Source organism: Thermomicrobium roseum DSM 5159 (assembly GCF_000021685.1).
GTDB classification, from domain to species: Bacteria; Chloroflexota; Chloroflexia; order Thermomicrobiales; family Thermomicrobiaceae; genus Thermomicrobium; species Thermomicrobium roseum.
The window spans coordinates 926,057-945,088 of sequence record NC_011959.1 but is presented as its reverse complement, the minus strand read 5'-3'; the positions used below and the strand labels follow the sequence as shown (position 1 = coordinate 945,088).

The following is a 19,032-nucleotide window of genomic DNA, read 5'->3' as shown; positions in this document are numbered from 1 at the left end:
ATCGATGCAGGTTCCGGTCTATGACCTCGAGGGACGAGCAGTCGACCAGATCGAGTTGGCTGACTCGGTCTTCGGCATCACGCCGAATATTCCGGTAATGCACCAAGCCTTGGTGCGCCAGCTGGCGAATGCCCGGGCCGGGACACACGATACCAAGACGCGCGGTGAGGTTCGTGGAGGCGGCCGGAAGCCGTGGCGTCAGAAAGGTACGGGACGAGCGCGCCAGGGCAGCATTCGTGCACCTCACTGGAAGGGCGGCGGTGTGGTGTGGGGTCCGCACCCCCGCTCGTATCGGCAGGAAATGCCGAAGAAAATGCGTCGGTTGGCCATTCGCTCATTACTCTCGGTCAAGCAGCGCGAGAACCAAATCGTCGTCGTGCGTGGCTTGACCGACATTGAGCCCAAGACGAAAGTGATGAAGGGTGTCCTGCAGCGGCTTCCGCTCGCAACGGCGCGGTCGACGCTGATCGTGGTCGATCAGCGACGAGACAACGTCCGTCGAGCGGCAGGCAATCTCGAGGACGTGAAAGTTCTCGTCGCGCACAACATGAATATCCGCGATGGACTGAAGTACGAGCGCATGATCCTGACTCCGGAAGCGGTGGAGGTCATTCACCGCCTTTGGGCACAAGAGGGGGCGTGATCATGGAACTGCCATACCAGGAAATTATTCGACGCCCGCTCATTACCGAGAAGAATACACGCCTGATGGAGATGAATCAGTACATGTTCGAGGTTCATCCGGAGGCGAACAAGATCCAGATCAAAGAGGCGATCGAGCGGACATTCAATGTGAAGGTCAAGAAGGTCAACACGATGAATGTCCGCGGAAAAGTTCGCCGACGGATGCGCAAAGGTGGTGGCGTTCCCATTGTGGGACGCGAACGGTCGTGGAAGAAGGCGATCGTGACCTTGGAGCCGGGTTACACGATCGACCTCTTCAGCCAGTTGTGACGGAACTGAGGTGCGGCGATGCCGATCAAAGTCTACAAACCGACGACACCCGGGCGCCGCAATATGTCGGTGCTCACCTACGAGGAGATCACAAAGGAAGCGCCGGAGAAGTCGCTCATCGAGCCACTCAAGAAGCACGCCGGGCGGAACAACCGCGGTGTGATCACGACGCGACATCGCGGCGGTGGGAACAAGCGCTTCTATCGGATCATCGACTTCCGCCGCGATAAGTGGGGCATTCCGGCTAAGGTGGCAGCGATCGAGTACGATCCGAACCGGACGGCATTCATCGCGCTTCTTCACTACGCTGACGGCGAGAAGCGTTATATTCTCGCTCCCTTGGGGCTGAAGGTGGGTGATATTGTCCAGTCCGGTCCAGGGGCACCCATCAGGGTCGGGAATGCGCTCCCGCTGCGGGAGATTCCGCTCGGTACCCAGGTGCACAATGTCGAACTCTATCCCGGGCGGGGAGGTCAACTGGTGCGAGCGGCCGGTGCGGTGGCGCAGGTTGTCGCGAAGATCGATAACTATGTGCACCTGCGCTTGCCCTCGGGTGAGATCCGTATGGTTCATGCAGACTGCATGGCAACCATCGGGCAGGTCGGGAACTTGGACCACCAGAACGTGAGCATCGGCAAAGCTGGACGCAAGCGCCATATGGGCTGGCGACCAGCGGTGCGTGGCTCCGCGATGACGCCGCGCGATCACCCGCATGGTGGTGGTGAAGGGAAAGCACCGCGGGGCATGCCGCCCAAGACTCCGTGGGGTAAGCCGGCGCTCGGCAAGCGCACGCGCCGGAACAAGAAATCGGACCGCTTCATCATCCGGCGGCGCTATGAGGCCTAGCCGGCGAGGAGGATGAACGATGGGTCGATCGTCGAAAAAGGGACCGTACATCGATCCCAAACTCAAGAAGAAGATCGACGAGCTCAACCGGACAGGAGAGCGCCGGGTCATCCGCACGTGGGCTCGGGATTGCACGATTTTCCCCGAGATGGTCGGCCACACCATCGCCGTACACGATGGTCGCCGGCACGTGCCGATCTACATCACCGAGCAGATGGTGGGGCACAAGCTCGGGGAATTCGCACCGACCCGGACGTATCGCGGTCATGGCAAGGACGCCGAGCGGACGACCCGGCGTCGATAAGGTGAAGAGGAGCGTGCGATGGAAGTCCGAGCCATGGTGCGCGAGGTGCGGGTATCGCCGCAGAAGGCACGAATGGTCATCGACGTGATTCGCGGTAAGCCGCTGCGCGACGCATTGGCGGTCCTGCAGGTGCTGCCGCAGAAGACAGCACCGATCGCGTTGAAACTGCTCCGCTCGGCAGCAGCTAATGCCGAGCACAATTACGACCTCGATCCGGATCGCCTGTACGTGAAGCGCATCTATGTGGACGAGGGACCGCGGTACAAGCGCTGGCAGCCCCACGCGCGCGGACGCGTCGGTCGCAAGTGGCGCCGCACGTCGCACATTACGGTCATTCTCGACGAGTTGCCGGAGAAGGGAGCGCCGCGTGGGTAGGAAAGTCAACCCGATCGGCTTTCGTCTCGGGATCGTTCATGATTGGGAATCGAAATGGTTCGCCGAGAAAGATCGGCAGTACCGCGAGCAGCTGCACGAGGATCTCGACATTCGGGAGTTAGTACATCGTGAGTTACCGCGGGCTGGAATCTCCCGCATCGAGATCCAGCGGGCGGTCAATCGCGTCGATGTCACGATCCATACCGCAAAGCCTGGAGTGGTGATCGGGAAGCAAGGCGCAAATGTCGAGCGGCTGCGCCAACTCTTGGAGTCGCGCATCGGGAAGAAGGTCCATCTCAATATTCAGGAGATCCGCAAGCCGGAACTCGATGCGCGTTTGGTGGCGGAAAGCATTGCGGAGCAGATCACGCGGCGAGTCTCCTATCGGCGTGCGATGAAGCATGCGGCTGCGGCCGCGATGCGGGCCGGGGCCAAAGGGGTCAAAATTCGCGTCAAGGGTCGGTTGGGTGGTGCCGAGATGAAGCGCATGGTCTGGGAGATCGTGGGTCGGGTACCGCTCAATACGATCCGCGCGAACATCGACTATGCGGTCGTTCATGCCCCGACGATCTATGGACAGATCGGCGTCAAAGTATGGATCTATCACGGTGATGTCCTGCCAGAAGCTCGTCCGCCGATCGCGGCGGGTGTCGTCGCTGAGTAGACGAGGGAGCTCGACCGATGTTGATGCCACGTCGAGTACAGCACCGCAAGCAACACCGTTATCGCACGAAGGGAATCGCCTGGCGAGGAAGCACCCTCGCTTTCGGCGATTATGGGATCCAGGCTTTGGAGCCAGCATGGGTGACGGCGCAGCAGATCGAGGCGGCACGGCGTGCGATCACCAATGCTGTGCGCCGCGGCGGAAAAGTCTGGATTCGTGTTTTCCCCGACAAGCCGGTCACCAAAAAGCCGGCTGAGACACGAATGGGGAGTGGAAAGGGTAACCCAGAATACTGGATGGATGTCGTCAAGCCGGGACGCATCCTGTTCGAGCTCGCTGGCGTCCGTGAGGAACTCGCGCTGGAGGCGCTGACCCGGGCGATTCACAAGTTGCCGTGCCGTTGCCGGATCGTCAAGCGCGAGCGCCCCGGTGAAGCGGCTGAGGAGGAGGCATCATGAAACCGGCGGAGCTCCGTGCCCTGACGGACGATCAGCTGCGGCAGAAGCTGGACGAGTTGCGCAACCAGGTGCGCGACCTCCGGTTTGCCGCGGCACTGGGCCAGCTGAAAGATACGGCGGCGATTCGCAAGGCGCGGAAGGATATCGCGCGCATCTTGACGATCCTCAGTGAACGGGAGCGGGCTCGTTTGGCAGAACAGGGGCTGCTTCCGCCACCGAAATTGACCAGGCGCGAGCGGCGGAAGCGTCGAGAACAGCTTGCGCAGCAGCAGCGAAAGGGGTGATGCCGAGTGGACGGCCACACGGGTGAGACTCGTGAACCGGGAGCGACCCAACCGCAGCGGCAGAAGCGGCGTTTGACCAAGGTTGGACGTGTCGTCTCGGATAAAATGGATAAGACTGTCGTCGTGGCGGTCGATTACTGGCGGCGCCATCCGCTCTACAAGAAGACAGTGCGCCGCACGAGCAAGTTCTACGCCCACGACGAATACAACTTGTGCCGGATCGGGGATCTCGTTCTGATCGAAGAGACGAGGCCGATCAGCAAGTTGAAGCGGTGGGTTGTTCGCCAGATTCTGGAGCGGGCGACACCGGAAGTTCAGGCGGAGCTCATCGAGGAGCGCGAGCGAGAGGGTGAGGTGGAGGCATGATCCAGCCACTCTCGAAGCTGGTCGTCGCTGATAATACCGGCGCCAAGGAGATCATGTGCATTCGCGTTCTCGGGGGCTCCAAGCACCGCTACGGAACCGTGGGAGACTTGATTGTTGCATCGGTGAAAAAAGCTGAGCCGAATGCGGCAGTCAAGAAAGGTGACGTCGTGTACGCGGTCATCGTCCGGACGAAGAAAGAATATCGGCGCAAGGACGGATCGTATATCAAGTTCGATGACAACGCAGCGGTGCTGGTGACTCCGCAGGGGCAGCCCCGGGGGACACGAATCTTCGGACCGGTCGCGCGGGAACTGCGTGAGAAGCACTACATGCGCATCATCTCACTGGCGCCGGAAGTGTGGTGAGGGGTGCCAGGTATGGCAGAGAAGATCGTGACCGGCGATGAAGTGATCGTAATCCGCGGGAAAGATCGGGGGGCGCGCGGTCGCGTGCGCCAGAATCTTCCGCGGGAAGATCGCGTCATCGTCGAGGGTGTCAACATCGTCAAAAAGCACCAGCGGGCGATTCCGGGAGTGCGGCAGGCAGGCATCATCGAGATGGAAGCGCCGATCCATGTTTCGAAGGTCATGCTCATCTGCCCGCACTGCGGAAAGCCCACGCGGGTGGGTTTCCGTTTCACGGAGACGGGCGAGAAAGTACGCTATTGCAAGAAGTGCCAGCAGGTGATCGAAAAGCCTGCTCTTCATCGGCGAACGAAGTGAAGGCGAATGAGCGATGACGGCTGAGGTGCATGAACGAGTCGAGCCACGGTTGAAGCGGTTGTACCGGGAAGAGGTGGTGCCGACGCTGATGGAAGAGTTCGGCTACCCGCACCGCTTAGCCGTGCCGCGCCTCGAAAAGATCGTGCTCAATATCGGCTTGGGCGAGGCTGTCTCGAATCAGAAGGCGATCGACCATGCGATGAACGACCTCGCAGCGATCACCGGGCAGCGTCCAGTGGTGACGCGAGCCCGAAAGTCGATCGCCGCCTTCCGCCTGCGGAAGGGTATGCCGATCGGCGTAATGGTCACCTTGCGCGGCAATCGCATGTGGGATTTCCTCGATCGGTTGATCGCAATCGCGCTGCCACGAATCCGCGATTTTCGCGGTGTCTCTCCCAAGTCGTTCGACGGCAGGGGGAACTACACGCTCGGGCTCCGCGAGCAACTGGTCTTTCCTGAGGTCGACTACGACAAGATCGACAAGGTGCGCGGGCTCGAGGTCACGATCGTGACGACCGCGCGAACCGATCGCGAGGCCAGGCGCTTGTTGGAGCTGCTAGGTATGCCGTTTCGTGATTGACCGAAGAGAGCGAGAAGACAATGGCACGCAAGGCGAAGATCGTTGCATCGCTCAAGACACCAAAGTACGCGGTGCGGCACCGCAACCGCTGCAAATTGTGTGGGCGTCCCAGAGCGTACATGCGGAAGTTCGGTTTGTGCCGCATCTGTTTCCGGCAACTCGCCTCGATGGGTAAGCTGCCCGGCGTAAAGAAGGCGAGTTGGTAGTGTGCGGGTGAGAGAAAGCGGGGCATGAGCGTCATGACCATCACAGATCCGATCGGAGACATGTTGACGCGCATCCGCAATGCTGGAATGGGCCGGAAGGCAGAAGCGACCATGCCAGCATCGAAGATGCTGGTCGAGATCGCACGGATCCTCAAAGAAGAGGGCTACATCGCCGACTATGCGGTCGAACCAGCTTCGCCGCGGCCCATTTTGCGGATCCGTCTCAAGTTCACACCGGACAAGCGACCGGTCATTCGCGAAATCAAGCGGGTTTCGAAGCCCGGGCTGCGGATCTACGTCGGCAAAGACGAGATCCCGCGCGTCAAGGGTGGGCTGGGGATCGCCATCCTGACGACGTCGCAAGGCGTGATGACCGATGCGGAGGCGCGCCGCCGCGGCATCGGTGGCGAGGTCATCTGTACGGTGTTCTGAGATAGGAGGCGACCAATGTCTCGCATCGGTAAGCGACCCATTCCGATTCCAGCAGGAGTCCAGGTCGAGCTCACCCCGGACAATGTCGTCCGCGTGACTGGACCGAAGGGACAGCTGGAGCTGCGCCTTCACCCGAAGATGATCGTCCAGCGGGAAAACGGTGTCGTGCAGGTTCAGCGCCCATCCGATGAACGTTTTTTCAAGCAGCTCCACGGACTGTACCGTACCTTGATTGCCAATATGGTACAGGGTGTAACTGAGGGATTCCGAAAAGATCTCGAGATTCATGGTGTCGGTTATCGTGCTGCCCTCGAGGGAAAGACGCTGGTGCTTACCGTCGGGTACTCACACCCGGTACGGATCGATCCACCGCCGGGTATCAGCTTTATCGTGGAATCACCGACGCGTATCGGTGTCGTCGGTATCGACAAGCAGTTAGTCGGCGAGGTCGCCGCGCAGATCCGGCGGGTTCGTCCTCCGGAACCCTATCAGGGTAAAGGCATCCGGTACGCGGGTGAGGTAATCCGACGCAAGGCTGGTAAGACCGGTAAGACCAAGGGTAAGAAGTAGCCTCGGGCGTTCAGTGGGCTACTCGAAAACGTCATAGGACGGGGATCGAGTAGCGGGCATCACGGTGGAGGGAAACGATGCGCTTTCAGTTCAAGCGACGGTTATCGCCGCGCAAGAGGCGGCATCTGCGGGTTCGTGCCAAGGTATTCGGCACTCCCGAGCGGCCGCGCCTCAACGTCTTCCGGAGCAACAAACATATTTACGCACAGATTATCGACGATACGCGTGGACACACGCTGGTCGCTGCTTCGACGCTCGAGAAAGAGGTGCGGGAGCGATTCCCTGATCCGCACCCCAAAATCGAGGAGGCGCGAATCGTTGGGCAAGTGGTCGGCGAGCGCGCACTGGCCAAAGGGATCACTCGGGTGGTCTTCGACCGTGGTGGCTACAAGTACCATGGGCGTGTGAAGGCGCTCGCTGACGGTGCCCGTGCTGCCGGATTGCAGTTCTGATCGAGGGGCGTGGGTAACGATGCCGGTGTTGAAAGAGGTACGACGGGTCGATGCGAGCCGTCTCGGCGAGCTTCGTGAGCGTGTCATCCAGATCGCCCGCGTGGCAAAGGTGGTGCAGGGAGGACGGCGTTTCCACTTCCGGAGCGTGGTAGTGGTCGGAGATGGCCAAGGGCATGTCGGAGTCGGGATCGGCAAGGCGACGGAAGTTCCCGACTCGATCCGCAAGGCGGTCGAAAATGCCAAGAAGCATCTGATCGAGGTTCCACTCGATCGGACGACTATCCCGCACGAGGTGGAGGTCAAATTCAAGGCGACGCGGGTACTGATGAAGCCAGCCGCGCCGGGAACCGGAGTGATCGCGGGTGCCGGCGTTCGCGCGGTAGCGGAGGCGGCAGGGATCAAGGATCTCATTGCCAAGACGCACGGGAGCAACAACCCCGTCAATGTGACTCAGGCTGCGCTCTTGGCGCTCAGCCAACTGGAATCGCCGGAAGAAGTTGCGGCGCGCCGAGGACTCCCAGTCGAACGAGTACTGCGTGGTCGACGGAAGCGGGTGGAGAGCGATGGCCAGTAAGCGATTGCGCATTACGTACGTCAAGAGCGCGATCGGCTATCGACGCGAGCAACGGGAGACGTTGCGCTCACTCGGACTGCGCAAGCTGCACCAGCGTGTCGAGCACCCGGATACACCCACGATACGGGGGATGATCGCGAAAGTTCAGCACCTCGTGCGAGTAGAGGAACTCGAGGGAGCTTCCTCGGAGTGAGCGGAGGAACGGGATGAAGTTGCATGAGCTGAAACCAGCTCCAGGATCACGACGACCGAAGACCCGTGTGGGACGCGGGATCGCTGCAGGGAAGGGGAAGACGGCAGGCCGAGGAACCAAGGGGCAAAAGGCGCGCAGCAAGGTACGTCCCGGCTTCGAAGGCGGCCAGAACCCACTGTACCTGCGTCTCGGCCGCATGCGTGGTTTCAAGAATCCGTTCAAGATCGTGTACGAGGTGGTCAACGTCGGTCGCCTGAACGAGCTGCCCTATGAAGGAGTGATTACGCCGGACGTCCTGCGCTCCTTCCGTCTCGTACGCGAGAACGGCGCGCCGGTCAAGATTCTCGGTGACGGTGACGTGACGCGTCCGCTTCACGTCCAAGCCCATGCCTTCTCGGAGAGCGCTCGGCAGAAGATTCTTGCCGCTGGTGGTACGGTGGAGGTCATCAGCTGATGCTCGAAGCACTCGTCAGTGCCTTCAAGCTTCCTGATCTCCGGCGCAAATTGCTCTTCACGCTGGGAATTCTCATCATTTTTCGTTTTGTGGCGACTATTCCGGTTCCCGGCGTGGATCAGCAGGCTCTGAAACGGTTGCTGGAGACGAACCAGTTCCTGGGCGTGCTCAATCTCTTTTCTGGTAGTACACTGACGAACTTTTCGATCGTCGCTCTCGGAGTGTACCCGTACATCACTGCTTCGATCGTGATGCAGCTCCTGACACCGGTGATCCCGCGTTTGACCGAACTCTCCAAAGAGGGGGCGCTCGGTCGAGCGAAGATCAACCAGTACACGCACTGGCTGACCGTGCCGTTGGCCCTGCTCCAGGCGTACGGGCATGCCGCACTGATGAGCAGCGCGGGAGTGCTGCGCGATTTCGGACTCTTCGACAGTGCGACCTGGCTGCGGAGTTTGGCGCTTCTTCTCACGCTGACGGCAGGAACGGTGTTTCTCGTCTGGCTCGGTGAGCTGATCACCGAAAACGGTATCGGCAATGGCGTCTCGATCATCATCTTGGGTGGAATCGTTGCGCAACTCCCCAGCTCCGTGGCCCGCCTCGTAACCGGCGGCACACTGTCCGAAAACCTGATCGGCACGGTCGCCTTTTTGGCGATCGGTCTCCTGATCATCGTTGGGATCGTCCTGATCACGGAAGGGCAGCGACGCATCCCGGTGCAGCATGCGCGACGGGTCCGGCGGGGGCGCGTCTACGGCGGAGGGATGACCTATATTCCACTCAAAGTCAACTCCGCTGGCATGATTCCGCTGATTTTCGCCATCAGTATCTTGTTGTTGCCGGGCATGATCGCCAACTTCCTGGCAACCTCCGAGATCACCTGGTTACGTGATGTCGCGAACGGGATCGCGCGGGTGTTCGATCCCAACAGCCTGCCGTATCAGATCGCTTACTTCGTCATGGTCGTGGCGTTCACCTATTTTTACACGATGATCCTCTTTCAGCAGCAGAACATCGCCGAAACGCTTCAGCGCCAAGGTGCTTTCATACCGGGAATTCGACCTGGACGCGCAACTGATGAATACTTGACCAAGGTGCTCATGCGCATCACGTTGATCGGTGCGCTGTTTCTGGGAGTTGTGGCGGTCCTTCCGTACATCGTTGCAAAGATCACTGGGGTGACGGTGCTTTTTCTCAGTTCCACGTCGCTCCTGATCGTCGTTGGTGTGGCGATCGATACGATGCGACAGTTGGAAGCGCAGCTCCTCATGCGCAATTACGAAGGGTTCATCCGGTAGGGGGAACGGGTGGCTGGACGCTGTCACGTCATCGTGATCGGTCCCCAGGGGTCAGGGAAGGGCACGCAGGCAGCGCGTGTCGCTCCGCTTTTGCGATTGGTGCATGTTGCAACTGGTGACCTCTTCCGGCAGTTGATGACGCGTGACGACGAACTGGCACGCGAGGTTCGCAGCTATTATGATCGTGGCGCGCTGGTTCCGGATGAATTGACGTTGCGCGTGTTGTTGGCTCGGCTCGATGAACTCGAACGGGAGCAGGGCGATCAGTATCGCGGTGCGCTCCTCGATGGTTATCCACGGAATCTCGCACAGGCGGAAGCACTTGATCGCGTTCTGACGGAGCGAGGTGACGTCATCGCTGCGGTGGTGCACTTGGTGGTACCGCGCGAGGTGCTTATCGAGCGGCTGAGTGGTCGTCTGATCTGTCCAACGTGTGGAGCAACCTATCACGTGCGCTTCTCGCCACCACGAGTCGCCGGCATTTGCGATCACTGTGGTGGAGCGCTCATGCAACGCAGCGACGATACGCCGGAAGCCATCGCGCGACGTCTCGAAACGTACGAGCAACAGACAGCACCGCTGCTGGACTATTACCGTGCTCGGGATTTGGTCATCGACATCGACGGGAATCGGCCGATCGATGTGGTGACGCGCGATCTCCTCGTTGCGCTGGAATCACGACTCGCGCACAACCCATGCCGATCGTCCTGAAGTCGCTGCGCGAAATCGACGCTATGCGACGTGCTGGGCAAATCGTCGCCCTTGTTCTCGAGGAACTGCGGGAGAACGTGCGACCGGGGGTGACGACGGGTGACCTCGATCGCTTGGCAGCGGCAGTGATGGCTCGGGAAGGTGGACGCTCCGCGTTTCTCGGTTACCGCGGTTTTCCGGCGCATATCTGCACGTCAGTCAACGAGCAGGTTTTACATGGGATCCCGGGGCGACGAGTTCTCCGCGATGGGGATCTCCTGAAGCTCGACGTGGGCATCGAGTGGCATGGGTTGTGCGCTGATGCAGCGATCAGCGTGGTCGTGGGACGGGGAAATCGCGTAGCTGAACAACTCGTTGCGGTTGCCGAAGAGGCTTTCTGGGCCGGATTCGCGCAGGCACGGCCGGGTAAGCATGTCGGTGACATCGGTGCAGCGATCGCCGCTGTGATCCGGCGCGCGGGATTCGCTGTGATCGAAGGCTATGCGGGGCACGGGGTAGGGCGGGCGCTCCATGAAGAGCCGTCCGTACCGAACGACGGCCAGCCAGGCGAGGGTGTGCTCCTCCGGTCAGGCATGACGCTGGCGATCGAGCCGATGCTCGCTGCCGGGGGCGGCAAGACGCGCGTCTTACGGGACGGTTGGACGGTCGTGACGTTGGATGGTCGTCTGGCAGCGCATTTCGAGCATACGGTCTGGGTGCGTGATGATGGACCGATGGTGCTCACCCAGCCTTAATCGACTGTGGTATATTTCGTGTTTGTGATGCGTGCGAGCGATCGCGCGTGAGTGGGGTGTCTTGTGCCGAAGAAGGACGTCATCGAAGTCGAAGGGACGGTCACCGAGGCGTTGCCGAACGCGATGTTTCGGGTGCAACTGGACAATGGCTACGAAGTGCTCGCGCATGTATCCGGGCGCTTGCGGATGCATTTCATCCGTATTCTGCCCGGTGACCGGGTCCGTGTCGAGCTTTCGCCGTACGACTTGACGCGGGGGCGGATCACCTATCGACTTCGGGGACCGACCCGCGAAGAAGAACGTTTGTGAGAAGGGAGATGGTGACAGCATGAAGGTCTCAGCATCGGTCAAGCGGCGCTGTGCGAAGTGCCGGATCATCCGGCGGCATGGCATCGTGCGAGTGATCTGCGAGAACCCCAAGCACAAGCAGCGACAGGGATGAGGGGGAACGATGGCGCGCATCGCTGGTGTCGATCTGCCGCGTGACAAGCGAATCGAGTACGCCTTGACCCTGATCTACGGCATCGGTTGGACGACGGCGCGGAAGATTTTGGAGCGCACAGGCATCGATCCGTGGACCAAGGTACGTGATCTCACGGATGACGAAGTCCAGCGCCTCCGCGACATCATCGAGAAGGAGATGGTCGTGGAGGGGGACCTCCGTCGTCAGGTGGCCATGAACATCAAGCGGTTGATCGATATCGGTTGTTATCGTGGTCTTCGCCATCGCATGGGACTTCCGGTTCGTGGCCAGCGCACGCGGACGAACGCGCGCACGCGGAAAGGGCCACGGCCGCGGATCGGTGTGAAGAAGAAGGGTAAGCAGGCTGGATCGTGAGCGGCAGGTTCGGAAAGGGGCCAGCGGGCGATGGCTGATCGGCGACGAGGCGCAGCGCGCGGTGGTGCAGCTCGACCACGACGACGCGAACGGAAGAACATACCGCGCGGTCGTGCCTATATTCATGCCACCTTCAATAACACGATCGTCACCTTGACGGATCCCAATGGGAACGTCGTCGCATGGTCGAGTGCAGGATCGAGTGGCTTCAAGGGAACGCGCAAGAGCACGCCGTATGCCGCCCAAGTGGCCGCTGAGAATGCAGCGCGTAAGGCGATGGAACACGGCATGCGGCAAGTCGACGTGTACGTCAAGGGGGCCGGTGCGGGCCGAGAAATGGCGATCCGAGCGCTCGCTGCCGCAGGCCTACAAGTCATGTCCATTACCGACATCACGCCGGTTCCCCATAACGGGTGCCGGCCACCCAAGCGCCGACGCACGTAGTGCGATGATCGTGCAACGAAGGAGGATCGATGGGGCGATACATCGGACCAGTTTGCCGTCTGTGCCGGCGGGAAGGGGTCAAGCTCTATCTCAAAGGTGAGCGTTGTTTCGGGCCCAAGTGCCCGATCGTCAAGCGCCACCCCAACAAGAACTATCCGCCGGGGCAGCATGGACCAACGCAGCGAGCAGCGCGCCGACCATCGGAGTTCGCGTTGCAGCTGCGCGAGAAACAGAAGCTGAAGAGAGTCTACGGGATTTTGGAACGGCAATTCCGGCGACACTTCGACGAAGCGGAGCGTCGACCGGGGTTGACGGGTGACAACCTGCTACAGATCCTCGAGTCGCGGCTCGACAATGTGGTGTACCGACTGGGATTTGCCGACTCGCGCCGCCAGGCCCGCCAGCTGGTTCGCCACGGGCATTTTCTCGTCAATGGGCGGAAGACGGACATTCCGTCCTATCAGGTGCGACCTGGCGATATCATCGCGGTACGCCCGGAGAGTCGACGCCGTGAGTACTTCAAGGTACTGGAGGAGACGGCCAAGAACAAGGCTGTACCAGCGTGGCTGAGCCGTGACTTGGAGACGATGAGTGGCCGCGTGCTTCGTCTCCCGACGCGGGACGAGATCGATATCCCGCCGGTGAACACGCAGCTCGTCGTCGAATACTACAGCCGGCGCTGAACGTTAGAGAAATCGGACGCTCGGGGAGGCGAGATTCGTGCTCGACTTTGCGCGACCGCGAGTCATTCAAACCCACGCCGGACCGACCTACGGACGGTTCGTCGTCGAGCCGTTGGAACCCGGTTATGGGACGACGCTCGGCAATGCGCTCCGGCGCATTCTGTTGCGCTCCTTGCCGGGGGCGGCGATTACACGTATCCGTATCGCTGGCGTGTGGCATGAATTTTCGACGATCGAAGGGGTCCGGGAGGACGTCACGGAGATCGTGCTCAATCTCAAGGGTGTGCGCCTGCGAGCGGTTACTGAGTTCCGCGAGACACGCGCGACCCTCTTCGCCCAGGGTGAGGGCGTCGTGCGAGCAGGTGATGTGGACTGGCCAGCTGAGGTCGAGGTGGTGAATCCTGATCATGTCATCGCCACCCTCGACAACGATCAGGCGCGCCTGGAAATGGATCTCTGGATCGGGCGTGGCCGCGGTTACCTGCCAGCAGAGGCGCAGGAGATTCGCTCGATCGGTGAAATACCGATCGATGCCATCTTCACGCCTACCCTCAAGGTGAACTACGTCGTGGAGCACACGCGGGTCGGGGGCGCGACGGATTACGACCGGCTGATCCTGGAGATCGTCACCGACGGAACAGTCGAGCCAGCGAAAGCGCTGGTGGAGGCTGCCCGCATTCTCGTCCAGCATGCTCGATGGATCGCTGAGTTCGAAAGCGAGGGCGCTGAGGAACCGGTGGAGGAATGGAGCGTCGCGCACGTCGACGATACGCGACTCCTCTCGGAGATCGGGCTATCCCAACGCGTACTCAATGCCCTTCGTGCACGGGGCATCGAGCGGGTGGGCCAAGTCCTGGCGATGCGACCCGACCAGCTCCTCGGAATCAGGAACTTCGGTCCGCGTGCGCTTCAGGAACTCCGGGAACGCTTGCAGGAGAACGGCTACACCGAGGGGCCGCTTTTCTCCGGTGCGGTCCCCGAGGTCGGGGTCGGTGCTGGAGAAGGTGAGGAGGACTGAGCGTGCGTCATCGGAAAGCAGGGCGGAAGTTCGGGCGCCGAACCAATCCGCGGAAAAACCTTTTCCGGAATCTGGCGGTATCCTTGATCCTTCATGAACGGATGACGACAACGTTGGCCAAGGCCAAGACGATCCAACCGATCGTCGAGCGACTGGTGACGTTGGCTCGTGAGGATACCGATCACCATCGCCGGCTCGCGTGGGCGCAACTGGGTGACCAGCGTGCCGTGGCGAAACTCTTCGACGTCATCGCGCCACGGTTCGTCGGACAGCCGGGTGGCTATACACGCATCTACCGGATCGGTCAACGACGCGGTGATGGCGCCCCCTTGGCGCTGATCGAGTTCGTCGCCTGATGCATGCGATGACCGCTGTATGGTGCGCCAACGCTATCGGCTCGACTTCGGGTACGAGGGTACTGCGTTCAGTGGTTCCCAGCGCCAGCCGGGGCTGCGCACCGTACAGGGAGTCTTGGAGGAGGCCTTGGCGCGGCTGGCTGGTGAGCCGGTTCGCGTTGCTTTGGCTGGTCGCACGGATGCGGGTGTGCACGCGGTTGGCCAAGTGGCGAGCTTCGATCTGTGCTGGCGCCATGACGAGGCGACACTGGCGCGAGCGCTCCAAGCATGGTTGCCGGAGGATGTGGTGGTCTACCGGGTGGCTCGCATGCCGGCCGGTTTCCACGCGCGACGCGGGGCTGTCGACCGCGAGTATCGTTACCGTATCTGGCAAGGAGAACAACCGCCGCTTTTCCTGCGGCGCTTCGTCTGGCGATTTGCCGGACTACTCGACCTTCGGGCGATGCAGGAAGCGGCTCAGTTTTTTCTGGGAAGCCATGACTTTCGCTCGTTTGCCGGGCACGGCCTCGGAGGACCCAAAGCGACAACTCCCCGCGTCCGGACAATCACGATGGCAGAATGGCATCTGCTCAGCCCGGTGGTGGAGCCAGTCGGTACGGGCGCGCAGATCGTCGAATTTCGAGTCCGTGCCAATGGTTTCTTACCCCAAATGGTGCGTACGATGGTCTCAGCGTTGGTGCGGGTGGGGACCGGTGCGGCGGAACCGAGCTGGATCTCCGAGCTGCTCGAGCGCTGCGATCGACGAGCAGCACCACCGCCCGCGCCGCCGGGTGGCCTCGTCCTGTGGAGAGTTCGCTATCCTGAAGACATTGCATTGGCCACGCCCGCTTCGCGGGCAGACGAAGAGAGTCGTGGGTGATGCCTCCGAGAGCGAGGGATGAACGATGACGGTGAAAGCGAAAAAGCGACGTTACCTGCAGCGAACCTATATGGCCAAACCAGGAGAAGTCGAGCGGAAGTGGTGGGTTGTCGACGCGGAAGGAAAGCGACTCGGTCGCCTGGCGAGTCAAATCGCGGCGATCCTCCGCGGCAAGCACAAGCCACAGTACACACCGCATGCCGACGTGGGCGACTTCGTGATCGTCATCAATGCGGAAAAGGTGCGTCTGGCTGGAACGAAGGAGCGCGACAAAGTCTACTGGCGACATTCGCAGTATCCGGGCGGGCTCAAGTTGATCAGCTTCCGAGACATGATCGCGAAGCATCCGACACGACCGATCGAGCTCGCCGTACGGCGCATGTTGCCGAAGGGGCCGATGGGCCGTCAGCTGTTCCGTAAACTCAAGGTGTACGCGGGGCCCAATCATCCGCACGGGGCTCAAAAGCCGGAAATCCTCCATTTGGAGGGCTGATAGGACGACGAGAGGAGCGTGAGAATCGTGGTCGAAACGGCGCGCGCATCGCAGCCGACCGGTACCAAACCGCAGTATTACTACGGGCTCGGTCGACGAAAGACTGCTGTGGCGCGGGTTCGTCTTTATCCTGGCAGCGGACAAATTCTCATCAACGGTCGACCGGCTTCCCAGTACTTCGGCAATCGCCTGCTTTATCGCGTGATGATCACCGAGCCTCTGCGACTGACGGGATTGCAGGACCACTTCGACATTCGTGCACGGGTCGTTGGGGGAGGGATCTCCGGGCAAGCTGGTGCCGTACGTCACGGCGTTGCGCGAGCGCTTCTCCGCTTCAATCCCGAACTGCGACCCGTCCTGAAGCGTGCTGGGTTGCTCACGCGCGATCCGCGCGTCAAGGAGCGGATGAAGCCGGGACTCAAGCGGGCGCGCAAGGCACCGCAGTACACGAAGCGATAGACTACTGGAAAAGTGCCTCGTTGACGTCGGTGACGGGAAACGCTGGGGTGAGCAACCTCAGCGTCTTCTCGTTGGTGGTTCGCGACCGGGAGATGATCGGCCAGGTGCCGGCTCTCCGATGGCTTCGCAGACGAAGGCGATCGCTTTCTGGAGCACACGAACGATCGAGCCGCGACGAAGCGAGAAAAGCGCGAGCGGACTCAGCTCGAGCGTGACGAAACCGCGGTATCCCTGGTCGCGGAGAAATTGGAGAAGCTGACGCAAGGGCAAGATTCCGTCTCCCGGACAGCGATGGTCGCGGACGATCGAGTTGAGGAAACCGATCCACCATTCGCGGTCACTGGCATCGCTCAGGTGGACGTTGACGAGTCGAGGCAAGCAAAGTGCGAGGGCTGCTTGCAAATCCCATCCGAGGCTCGCTGCGTGTGCAGTATCGAATACAATGCCGAGATCCCATTCCTCCGCGTAGCGCACGAGAAACTCCAAATTGTCGAATGGAGCAGGTCGTTGGCCTCGCCGATGCTGTCCCGGAGTTTCGAGACCGATCCGAAGATGCTCTGGGCGTGAACGCTCGATTCGCCTCATAACTGTCGTCCACTGTTCGCGTTCTGCGCCGATCGGAGGATGGACGACGAGGATCGAGCATCGAGGGAGTTCGGCAGCGAGCCGGGCTGAACTCTCAACATCCACTGCTTGGATATCGGGTGATACGGAGCGCAAGCGAAGCAGCGAATGGAGGGAACGAACCGGAAGACCGCTCTCTCGGCTGATCTCCCGAATCGTTTCAGCCTCCCGCTCGCGAGGACGGCGCTGAAGAAGCAGTTCGGCACCGTCAGCACCTGCCTCGCGAATCAGCTGCAAACGAGCGGACAGAGGAAGCCACGGCAGTGAACCTGTCGAAACGAGAATCTCCATCGGAAGGCTGCTCCGGGTCATCTTTGGTACCTCTACTAGTCTAGCACCCGGTGCCGTTTGCGAGACCGCTCTCTCCATCATTGCGGGATACTAGCCAGAATCGCCTGTTCGACAACAATTTCGGTCGCCGTGCAAATGCGCAGGACTTCCGCTGGATCGAGCTTGTTCGTCTCCGCACTCGCGAGTACGAAAACCGTATCACCATCGTAGATCGTGTGCGCAGGTCGAATGGTTCGAGCGATCGCATCATGGGCGGCGACAGTCATGCGGAAGAGGGCGTCATGGTCGATCGGATGGTCCGTGGCAACGACGACGAGTGTCGTGTTCGTACCGAGTCCCGAGGCCGGTGAATGACCGGACAGGATCAGCCTGCGACTTTCGAGCCAGGTACCGTCCTGACTGCGGATACCGGCACGCGTTACTCCAGTCGCCGGGTCGACGATCTCACCGATCGCATTGACTGCGGCCAAGGCACCGATGACGTGCGCTCCGACTCGGAGGAGTGCACTCCCGAGCCCGGTGGGACTGGCATTGGCACGGCCGAGTAATTTCCCCACGGTCGCTCCGGCGCCTGCTCCCAAGCGTCCCGAGTACCAGCCCTCCGGAATCGCAGCAGCACACGCTGCGTAACCAGCGCTCGCATCGGCAAAGAGTACTTCTGGACCTGTCAGGTCGTAGAGGACGGCAGCGGCAACGATCGGCACGGGTGCGACCTCGGTCGGAAAGCCGCGACCGTGCTCGTGTAGCCACCGGACGACGCCCTCGGCAGCCGCCAGCCCAAATGCGCTGCCGCCTGTCAGCAAGACCGCGTCGACGTGGCGGACGAGGCTACCGGGCCTCATGAGTTCGGTTTCGCGTGTTCCTGGCGCACCACCCCGAACATCGCAAGCAGCGAGCGCAGGACGCTCGGCGAGGATCACCGTACAACCGGTCCGTCCCGAGGGATGCGTCCAGTGACCGAGAGAGAAGCCGGGCACGGAGCGCGGTGCTGTCACTGCGTCTCTCCTTTCGGTCCGAGATCGACGATCAACCCAGTTCGAGCGATCAGTACCGAACCAGAAAACGATCGATGGACGAGTGCCCGAGTATTTGCCTCATCCAACGGTTCCCAATAGTGTGTCAAGAGGAGCACGTGCACATCAGCAAGCGCTGCGAGCACTGCTGCATCCGATGCGGTCAGATGACCGCTTCGTGCATCAGGTTCGCTCTCGACTGGCAAGGTTGCTTCTGCGATCAGTAAGTCAGCTCCGTGGGCAAACGATGGGAGCGTGTCGTCCCATCCGGTATCGGCTGTATAGACGACCGTTGCGTGGGGGCACGTAACGCGTAGAGCCCAACATGGGATCCAGTGCCGGGTCGGATGGAAACGGATTTCCCAGCCGGGGACTTCGAGCACGGACTGGGGATCGAATTCGGCGATCTCGAACGTTTCGGCGAAGAAGGAATCAGCAGCTTCGCTGCCGAGCGCCAGAACCTGAGCCAGGCGTTGGAGAAAGAGCGATCCTCCCGGTGGTACCCAGAGTGGTATGCGGCGCCGGTGCAACGCGGGTGCGTATTTCAGCGCGTACCGCATGGGAACGATGTCCAACACGTGATCCTGATGGAGATGTGAAAGCACGATTGCATCGAGATTGTCCAAGCGTCGGTAGCGGAGCAATGACGGTAAGATCCCGGGACCGCAATCGACGAGCAGGCTCGTTCTTCCGCACTCGAGAAGATATCCGCTGCAACCTTGTCCCGGATTGGGGGCAGCGGCACTGCCGCCTAGTACGGTTACTTTCACAGGATCC

At 61.0% G+C, this 19,032-nt stretch carries 34 protein-coding genes and 1 pseudogene; 32 read left to right on the top strand and 3 right to left on the bottom strand.

Features of this window, described 5'->3' with window-relative positions; genetic code table 11:
- Positions 1–4: 4 nt before the first annotated feature.
- The 32 genes and pseudogenes from rplD to rpsI all read left to right on the top strand — a co-directional run bounded on the left by rplD (position 5) and on the right by rpsI (position 16,327).
- Entirely contained in the window at positions 5–643 is a 639-nt protein-coding gene (gene rplD, locus TRD_RS04520) for a 50S ribosomal protein L4 (protein WP_015921947.1), read from the top strand.
- Positions 644–645: 2 nt separating this feature from the next.
- On the top strand, positions 646–954 hold the full coding sequence (rplW, locus tag TRD_RS04515; RefSeq protein WP_041436598.1) for a 50S ribosomal protein L23: 309 nt from the start codon (positions 646–648) through the stop codon (positions 952–954).
- An 18-nt stretch (positions 955–972) separates the two neighbouring features.
- On the top strand, positions 973–1,800 hold the full coding sequence (gene rplB, locus TRD_RS04510) for a 50S ribosomal protein L2 (RefSeq protein ID WP_015921945.1): 828 nt from the start codon (positions 973–975) through the stop codon (positions 1,798–1,800).
- Between the two features lie 19 nt (positions 1,801–1,819).
- On the top strand, positions 1,820–2,104 hold the full coding sequence (gene rpsS, locus TRD_RS04505) for a 30S ribosomal protein S19 (protein ID WP_015921944.1): 285 nt from the start codon (positions 1,820–1,822) through the stop codon (positions 2,102–2,104).
- Between the two features lie 18 nt (positions 2,105–2,122).
- Positions 2,123–2,479, top strand: a complete 357-nt coding sequence (gene rplV / locus TRD_RS04500; protein WP_015921943.1) for a 50S ribosomal protein L22 — start codon at positions 2,123–2,125, stop codon at positions 2,477–2,479.
- Positions 2,472–3,143 (top strand): 30S ribosomal protein S3, encoded by a 672-nt coding sequence (gene rpsC, locus TRD_RS04495; protein WP_015921942.1) that lies wholly within the window; start codon positions 2,472–2,474, stop codon positions 3,141–3,143. Before rplV ends, rpsC begins: the two co-directional genes overlap by 8 nt.
- Positions 3,144–3,160: 17 nt before the next feature.
- A complete protein-coding gene (gene rplP, locus TRD_RS04490) occupies positions 3,161–3,601 on the top strand; it encodes a 50S ribosomal protein L16 (protein ID WP_015921941.1) in 441 nt (146 codons plus the stop codon).
- Positions 3,598–3,804 (top strand): annotated as a pseudogene (gene rpmC / locus TRD_RS14110) (50S ribosomal protein L29); the annotation flags it as partial. The gene rplP and the pseudogene rpmC, both read left to right, overlap by 4 nt.
- An 87-nt stretch (positions 3,805–3,891) precedes the next feature.
- Positions 3,892–4,251, top strand: coding sequence for a 30S ribosomal protein S17 (gene rpsQ / locus TRD_RS13550; RefSeq protein ID WP_015921939.1), 360 nt, complete (start codon positions 3,892–3,894; stop codon positions 4,249–4,251).
- Positions 4,248–4,616 (top strand): 50S ribosomal protein L14, encoded by a 369-nt coding sequence (gene rplN, locus TRD_RS04475; protein WP_015921938.1) that lies wholly within the window; start codon positions 4,248–4,250, stop codon positions 4,614–4,616. Before rpsQ ends, rplN begins: the two co-directional genes overlap by 4 nt.
- A gap of 12 nt (positions 4,617–4,628) precedes the next feature.
- A complete protein-coding gene (gene rplX / locus TRD_RS04470; RefSeq protein WP_015921937.1) occupies positions 4,629–4,973 on the top strand; it encodes a 50S ribosomal protein L24 in 345 nt (114 codons plus the stop codon).
- A 13-nt stretch (positions 4,974–4,986) separates the two neighbouring features.
- A complete protein-coding gene (gene rplE / locus TRD_RS04465) occupies positions 4,987–5,553 on the top strand; it encodes a 50S ribosomal protein L5 (protein WP_015921936.1) in 567 nt (188 codons plus the stop codon).
- A gap of 20 nt (positions 5,554–5,573) precedes the next feature.
- Positions 5,574–5,759: a type Z 30S ribosomal protein S14 gene (locus TRD_RS14105; RefSeq protein WP_081433411.1), complete on the top strand. Its 186-nt coding sequence runs from the start codon at positions 5,574–5,576 to the stop codon at positions 5,757–5,759.
- Positions 5,760–5,792: 33 nt separating this feature from the next.
- Complete coding sequence (gene rpsH / locus TRD_RS04460; RefSeq protein ID WP_041436590.1) at positions 5,793–6,191, top strand: 30S ribosomal protein S8; 399 nt, start codon at positions 5,793–5,795, stop codon at positions 6,189–6,191.
- 15 nt (positions 6,192–6,206) lie between these two features.
- The gene (gene rplF / locus TRD_RS04455) at positions 6,207–6,761 is read left to right on the top strand and encodes a 50S ribosomal protein L6 (RefSeq protein ID WP_015921934.1); all 555 of its coding nucleotides are present in this window, start codon (positions 6,207–6,209) and stop codon (positions 6,759–6,761) included.
- A 77-nt stretch (positions 6,762–6,838) separates the two neighbouring features.
- Positions 6,839–7,213 carry a 50S ribosomal protein L18 gene (gene rplR / locus TRD_RS04450; RefSeq protein WP_015921933.1) on the top strand — a complete coding sequence of 125 codons (375 nt, stop codon included), beginning with the start codon at positions 6,839–6,841 and terminating at the stop codon, positions 7,211–7,213.
- Positions 7,214–7,232: 19 nt separating this feature from the next.
- A complete protein-coding gene (rpsE, locus tag TRD_RS04445) occupies positions 7,233–7,787 on the top strand; it encodes a 30S ribosomal protein S5 (protein ID WP_041435970.1) in 555 nt (184 codons plus the stop codon).
- Positions 7,777–7,980 carry a 50S ribosomal protein L30 gene (gene rpmD, locus TRD_RS04440; protein ID WP_041435969.1) on the top strand — a complete coding sequence of 68 codons (204 nt, stop codon included), beginning with the start codon at positions 7,777–7,779 and terminating at the stop codon, positions 7,978–7,980. The genes rpsE and rpmD overlap by 11 nt, the downstream gene beginning before the upstream one ends.
- A 13-nt stretch (positions 7,981–7,993) precedes the next feature.
- Positions 7,994–8,434 (top strand): 50S ribosomal protein L15, encoded by a 441-nt coding sequence (rplO, locus tag TRD_RS04435; protein ID WP_015921930.1) that lies wholly within the window; start codon positions 7,994–7,996, stop codon positions 8,432–8,434.
- Complete coding sequence (gene secY / locus TRD_RS04430) at positions 8,434–9,732, top strand: preprotein translocase subunit SecY (protein WP_015921929.1); 1,299 nt, start codon at positions 8,434–8,436, stop codon at positions 9,730–9,732. The genes rplO and secY overlap by 1 nt, the downstream gene beginning before the upstream one ends.
- Positions 9,733–9,741: 9 nt before the next feature.
- Positions 9,742–10,443, top strand: a complete 702-nt coding sequence (locus TRD_RS04425) for an adenylate kinase family protein (protein ID WP_015921928.1) — start codon at positions 9,742–9,744, stop codon at positions 10,441–10,443.
- Complete coding sequence (map, locus tag TRD_RS04420; protein ID WP_015921927.1) at positions 10,428–11,177, top strand: type I methionyl aminopeptidase; 750 nt, start codon at positions 10,428–10,430, stop codon at positions 11,175–11,177. Before TRD_RS04425 ends, map begins: the two co-directional genes overlap by 16 nt.
- A 63-nt stretch (positions 11,178–11,240) precedes the next feature.
- The gene (infA, locus tag TRD_RS04415; RefSeq protein ID WP_015921926.1) at positions 11,241–11,486 is read left to right on the top strand and encodes a translation initiation factor IF-1; all 246 of its coding nucleotides are present in this window, start codon (positions 11,241–11,243) and stop codon (positions 11,484–11,486) included.
- Positions 11,487–11,505: 19 nt separating this feature from the next.
- Positions 11,506–11,619 (top strand): 50S ribosomal protein L36, encoded by a 114-nt coding sequence (gene rpmJ, locus TRD_RS04410; RefSeq protein WP_015921925.1) that lies wholly within the window; start codon positions 11,506–11,508, stop codon positions 11,617–11,619.
- Between the two features lie 9 nt (positions 11,620–11,628).
- On the top strand, positions 11,629–12,015 hold the full coding sequence (gene rpsM / locus TRD_RS04405) for a 30S ribosomal protein S13 (RefSeq protein WP_015921924.1): 387 nt from the start codon (positions 11,629–11,631) through the stop codon (positions 12,013–12,015).
- A gap of 30 nt (positions 12,016–12,045) precedes the next feature.
- The gene (gene rpsK / locus TRD_RS04400) at positions 12,046–12,459 is read left to right on the top strand and encodes a 30S ribosomal protein S11 (protein WP_015921923.1); all 414 of its coding nucleotides are present in this window, start codon (positions 12,046–12,048) and stop codon (positions 12,457–12,459) included.
- Between the two features lie 29 nt (positions 12,460–12,488).
- The gene (gene rpsD / locus TRD_RS04395) at positions 12,489–13,142 is read left to right on the top strand and encodes a 30S ribosomal protein S4 (protein ID WP_015921922.1); all 654 of its coding nucleotides are present in this window, start codon (positions 12,489–12,491) and stop codon (positions 13,140–13,142) included.
- Positions 13,143–13,179: 37 nt separating this feature from the next.
- Entirely contained in the window at positions 13,180–14,160 is a 981-nt protein-coding gene (locus TRD_RS04390) for a DNA-directed RNA polymerase subunit alpha (protein WP_015921921.1), read from the top strand.
- Positions 14,161–14,162: 2 nt separating this feature from the next.
- Positions 14,163–14,516 carry a 50S ribosomal protein L17 gene (gene rplQ / locus TRD_RS04385; protein WP_015921920.1) on the top strand — a complete coding sequence of 118 codons (354 nt, stop codon included), beginning with the start codon at positions 14,163–14,165 and terminating at the stop codon, positions 14,514–14,516.
- 19 nt (positions 14,517–14,535) lie between these two features.
- Positions 14,536–15,375 (top strand): tRNA pseudouridine(38-40) synthase TruA, encoded by an 840-nt coding sequence (gene truA, locus TRD_RS04380; protein WP_015921919.1) that lies wholly within the window; start codon positions 14,536–14,538, stop codon positions 15,373–15,375.
- A 55-nt stretch (positions 15,376–15,430) separates the two neighbouring features.
- Positions 15,431–15,868: a 50S ribosomal protein L13 gene (gene rplM / locus TRD_RS04375; RefSeq protein WP_041436587.1), complete on the top strand. Its 438-nt coding sequence runs from the start codon at positions 15,431–15,433 to the stop codon at positions 15,866–15,868.
- A gap of 27 nt (positions 15,869–15,895) precedes the next feature.
- On the top strand, positions 15,896–16,327 hold the full coding sequence (rpsI, locus tag TRD_RS04370; RefSeq protein WP_015921917.1) for a 30S ribosomal protein S9: 432 nt from the start codon (positions 15,896–15,898) through the stop codon (positions 16,325–16,327).
- Positions 16,328–16,384: 57 nt separating this feature from the next.
- Here the strand turns inward: rpsI and TRD_RS04365 are convergent, their stop codons facing one another.
- The 3 genes from TRD_RS04365 to TRD_RS04355 all read right to left on the bottom strand — a co-directional run bounded on the left by TRD_RS04365 (position 16,385) and on the right by TRD_RS04355 (position 19,025).
- Complete coding sequence (locus tag TRD_RS04365; RefSeq protein WP_015921916.1) at positions 16,385–17,242, bottom strand: sugar phosphate isomerase/epimerase family protein; 858 nt, start codon at positions 17,240–17,242, stop codon at positions 16,385–16,387.
- Positions 17,243–17,319: 77 nt separating this feature from the next.
- Positions 17,320–18,237, bottom strand: a complete 918-nt coding sequence (locus TRD_RS04360; protein ID WP_015921915.1) for a P1 family peptidase — start codon at positions 18,235–18,237, stop codon at positions 17,320–17,322.
- Positions 18,234–19,025, bottom strand: coding sequence for an MBL fold metallo-hydrolase (locus tag TRD_RS04355; RefSeq protein ID WP_015921914.1), 792 nt, complete (start codon positions 19,023–19,025; stop codon positions 18,234–18,236). The genes TRD_RS04360 and TRD_RS04355 overlap by 4 nt, the downstream gene beginning before the upstream one ends.
- Positions 19,026–19,032 lie beyond the last annotated feature (7 nt).

Bases quoted from the DNA above. Each gene is read 5' to 3' on its own strand.
- rplD (WP_015921947.1), top strand. From the start codon at position 5: ATGCAGGTTCCGGTCTATGACCTCGAGGGACGAGCAGTCGACCAGATC.
- rplW (WP_041436598.1), top strand. From the start codon at position 646: ATGGAACTGCCATACCAGGAAATTATTCGACGCCCGCTCATTACCGAG.
- rplB (WP_015921945.1), top strand. From the start codon at position 973: ATGCCGATCAAAGTCTACAAACCGACGACACCCGGGCGCCGCAATATG.
- rpsS (WP_015921944.1), top strand. From the start codon at position 1,820: ATGGGTCGATCGTCGAAAAAGGGACCGTACATCGATCCCAAACTCAAG.
- rplV (WP_015921943.1), top strand. From the start codon at position 2,123: ATGGAAGTCCGAGCCATGGTGCGCGAGGTGCGGGTATCGCCGCAGAAG.
- rplP (WP_015921941.1), top strand. From the start codon at position 3,161: ATGTTGATGCCACGTCGAGTACAGCACCGCAAGCAACACCGTTATCGC.
- rplN (WP_015921938.1), top strand. From the start codon at position 4,248: ATGATCCAGCCACTCTCGAAGCTGGTCGTCGCTGATAATACCGGCGCC.
- rplX (WP_015921937.1), top strand. From the start codon at position 4,629: ATGGCAGAGAAGATCGTGACCGGCGATGAAGTGATCGTAATCCGCGGG.
- rplE (WP_015921936.1), top strand. From the start codon at position 4,987: ATGACGGCTGAGGTGCATGAACGAGTCGAGCCACGGTTGAAGCGGTTG.
- TRD_RS14105 (WP_081433411.1), top strand. From the start codon at position 5,574: ATGGCACGCAAGGCGAAGATCGTTGCATCGCTCAAGACACCAAAGTAC.
- rpsH (WP_041436590.1), top strand. From the start codon at position 5,793: ATGACCATCACAGATCCGATCGGAGACATGTTGACGCGCATCCGCAAT.
- rplF (WP_015921934.1), top strand. From the start codon at position 6,207: ATGTCTCGCATCGGTAAGCGACCCATTCCGATTCCAGCAGGAGTCCAG.
- rplR (WP_015921933.1), top strand. From the start codon at position 6,839: ATGCGCTTTCAGTTCAAGCGACGGTTATCGCCGCGCAAGAGGCGGCAT.
- rpsE (WP_041435970.1), top strand. From the start codon at position 7,233: ATGCCGGTGTTGAAAGAGGTACGACGGGTCGATGCGAGCCGTCTCGGC.
- rpmD (WP_041435969.1), top strand. From the start codon at position 7,777: ATGGCCAGTAAGCGATTGCGCATTACGTACGTCAAGAGCGCGATCGGC.
- rplO (WP_015921930.1), top strand. From the start codon at position 7,994: ATGAAGTTGCATGAGCTGAAACCAGCTCCAGGATCACGACGACCGAAG.
- secY (WP_015921929.1), top strand. From the start codon at position 8,434: ATGCTCGAAGCACTCGTCAGTGCCTTCAAGCTTCCTGATCTCCGGCGC.
- map (WP_015921927.1), top strand. From the start codon at position 10,428: ATGCCGATCGTCCTGAAGTCGCTGCGCGAAATCGACGCTATGCGACGT.
- rpmJ (WP_015921925.1), top strand. From the start codon at position 11,506: ATGAAGGTCTCAGCATCGGTCAAGCGGCGCTGTGCGAAGTGCCGGATC.
- rpsM (WP_015921924.1), top strand. From the start codon at position 11,629: ATGGCGCGCATCGCTGGTGTCGATCTGCCGCGTGACAAGCGAATCGAG.
- rpsK (WP_015921923.1), top strand. From the start codon at position 12,046: ATGGCTGATCGGCGACGAGGCGCAGCGCGCGGTGGTGCAGCTCGACCA.
- rpsD (WP_015921922.1), top strand. From the start codon at position 12,489: ATGGGGCGATACATCGGACCAGTTTGCCGTCTGTGCCGGCGGGAAGGG.
- truA (WP_015921919.1), top strand. From the start codon at position 14,536: ATGGTGCGCCAACGCTATCGGCTCGACTTCGGGTACGAGGGTACTGCG.
- TRD_RS04365 (WP_015921916.1), bottom strand. From the start codon at position 17,242: ATGGAGATTCTCGTTTCGACAGGTTCACTGCCGTGGCTTCCTCTGTCC.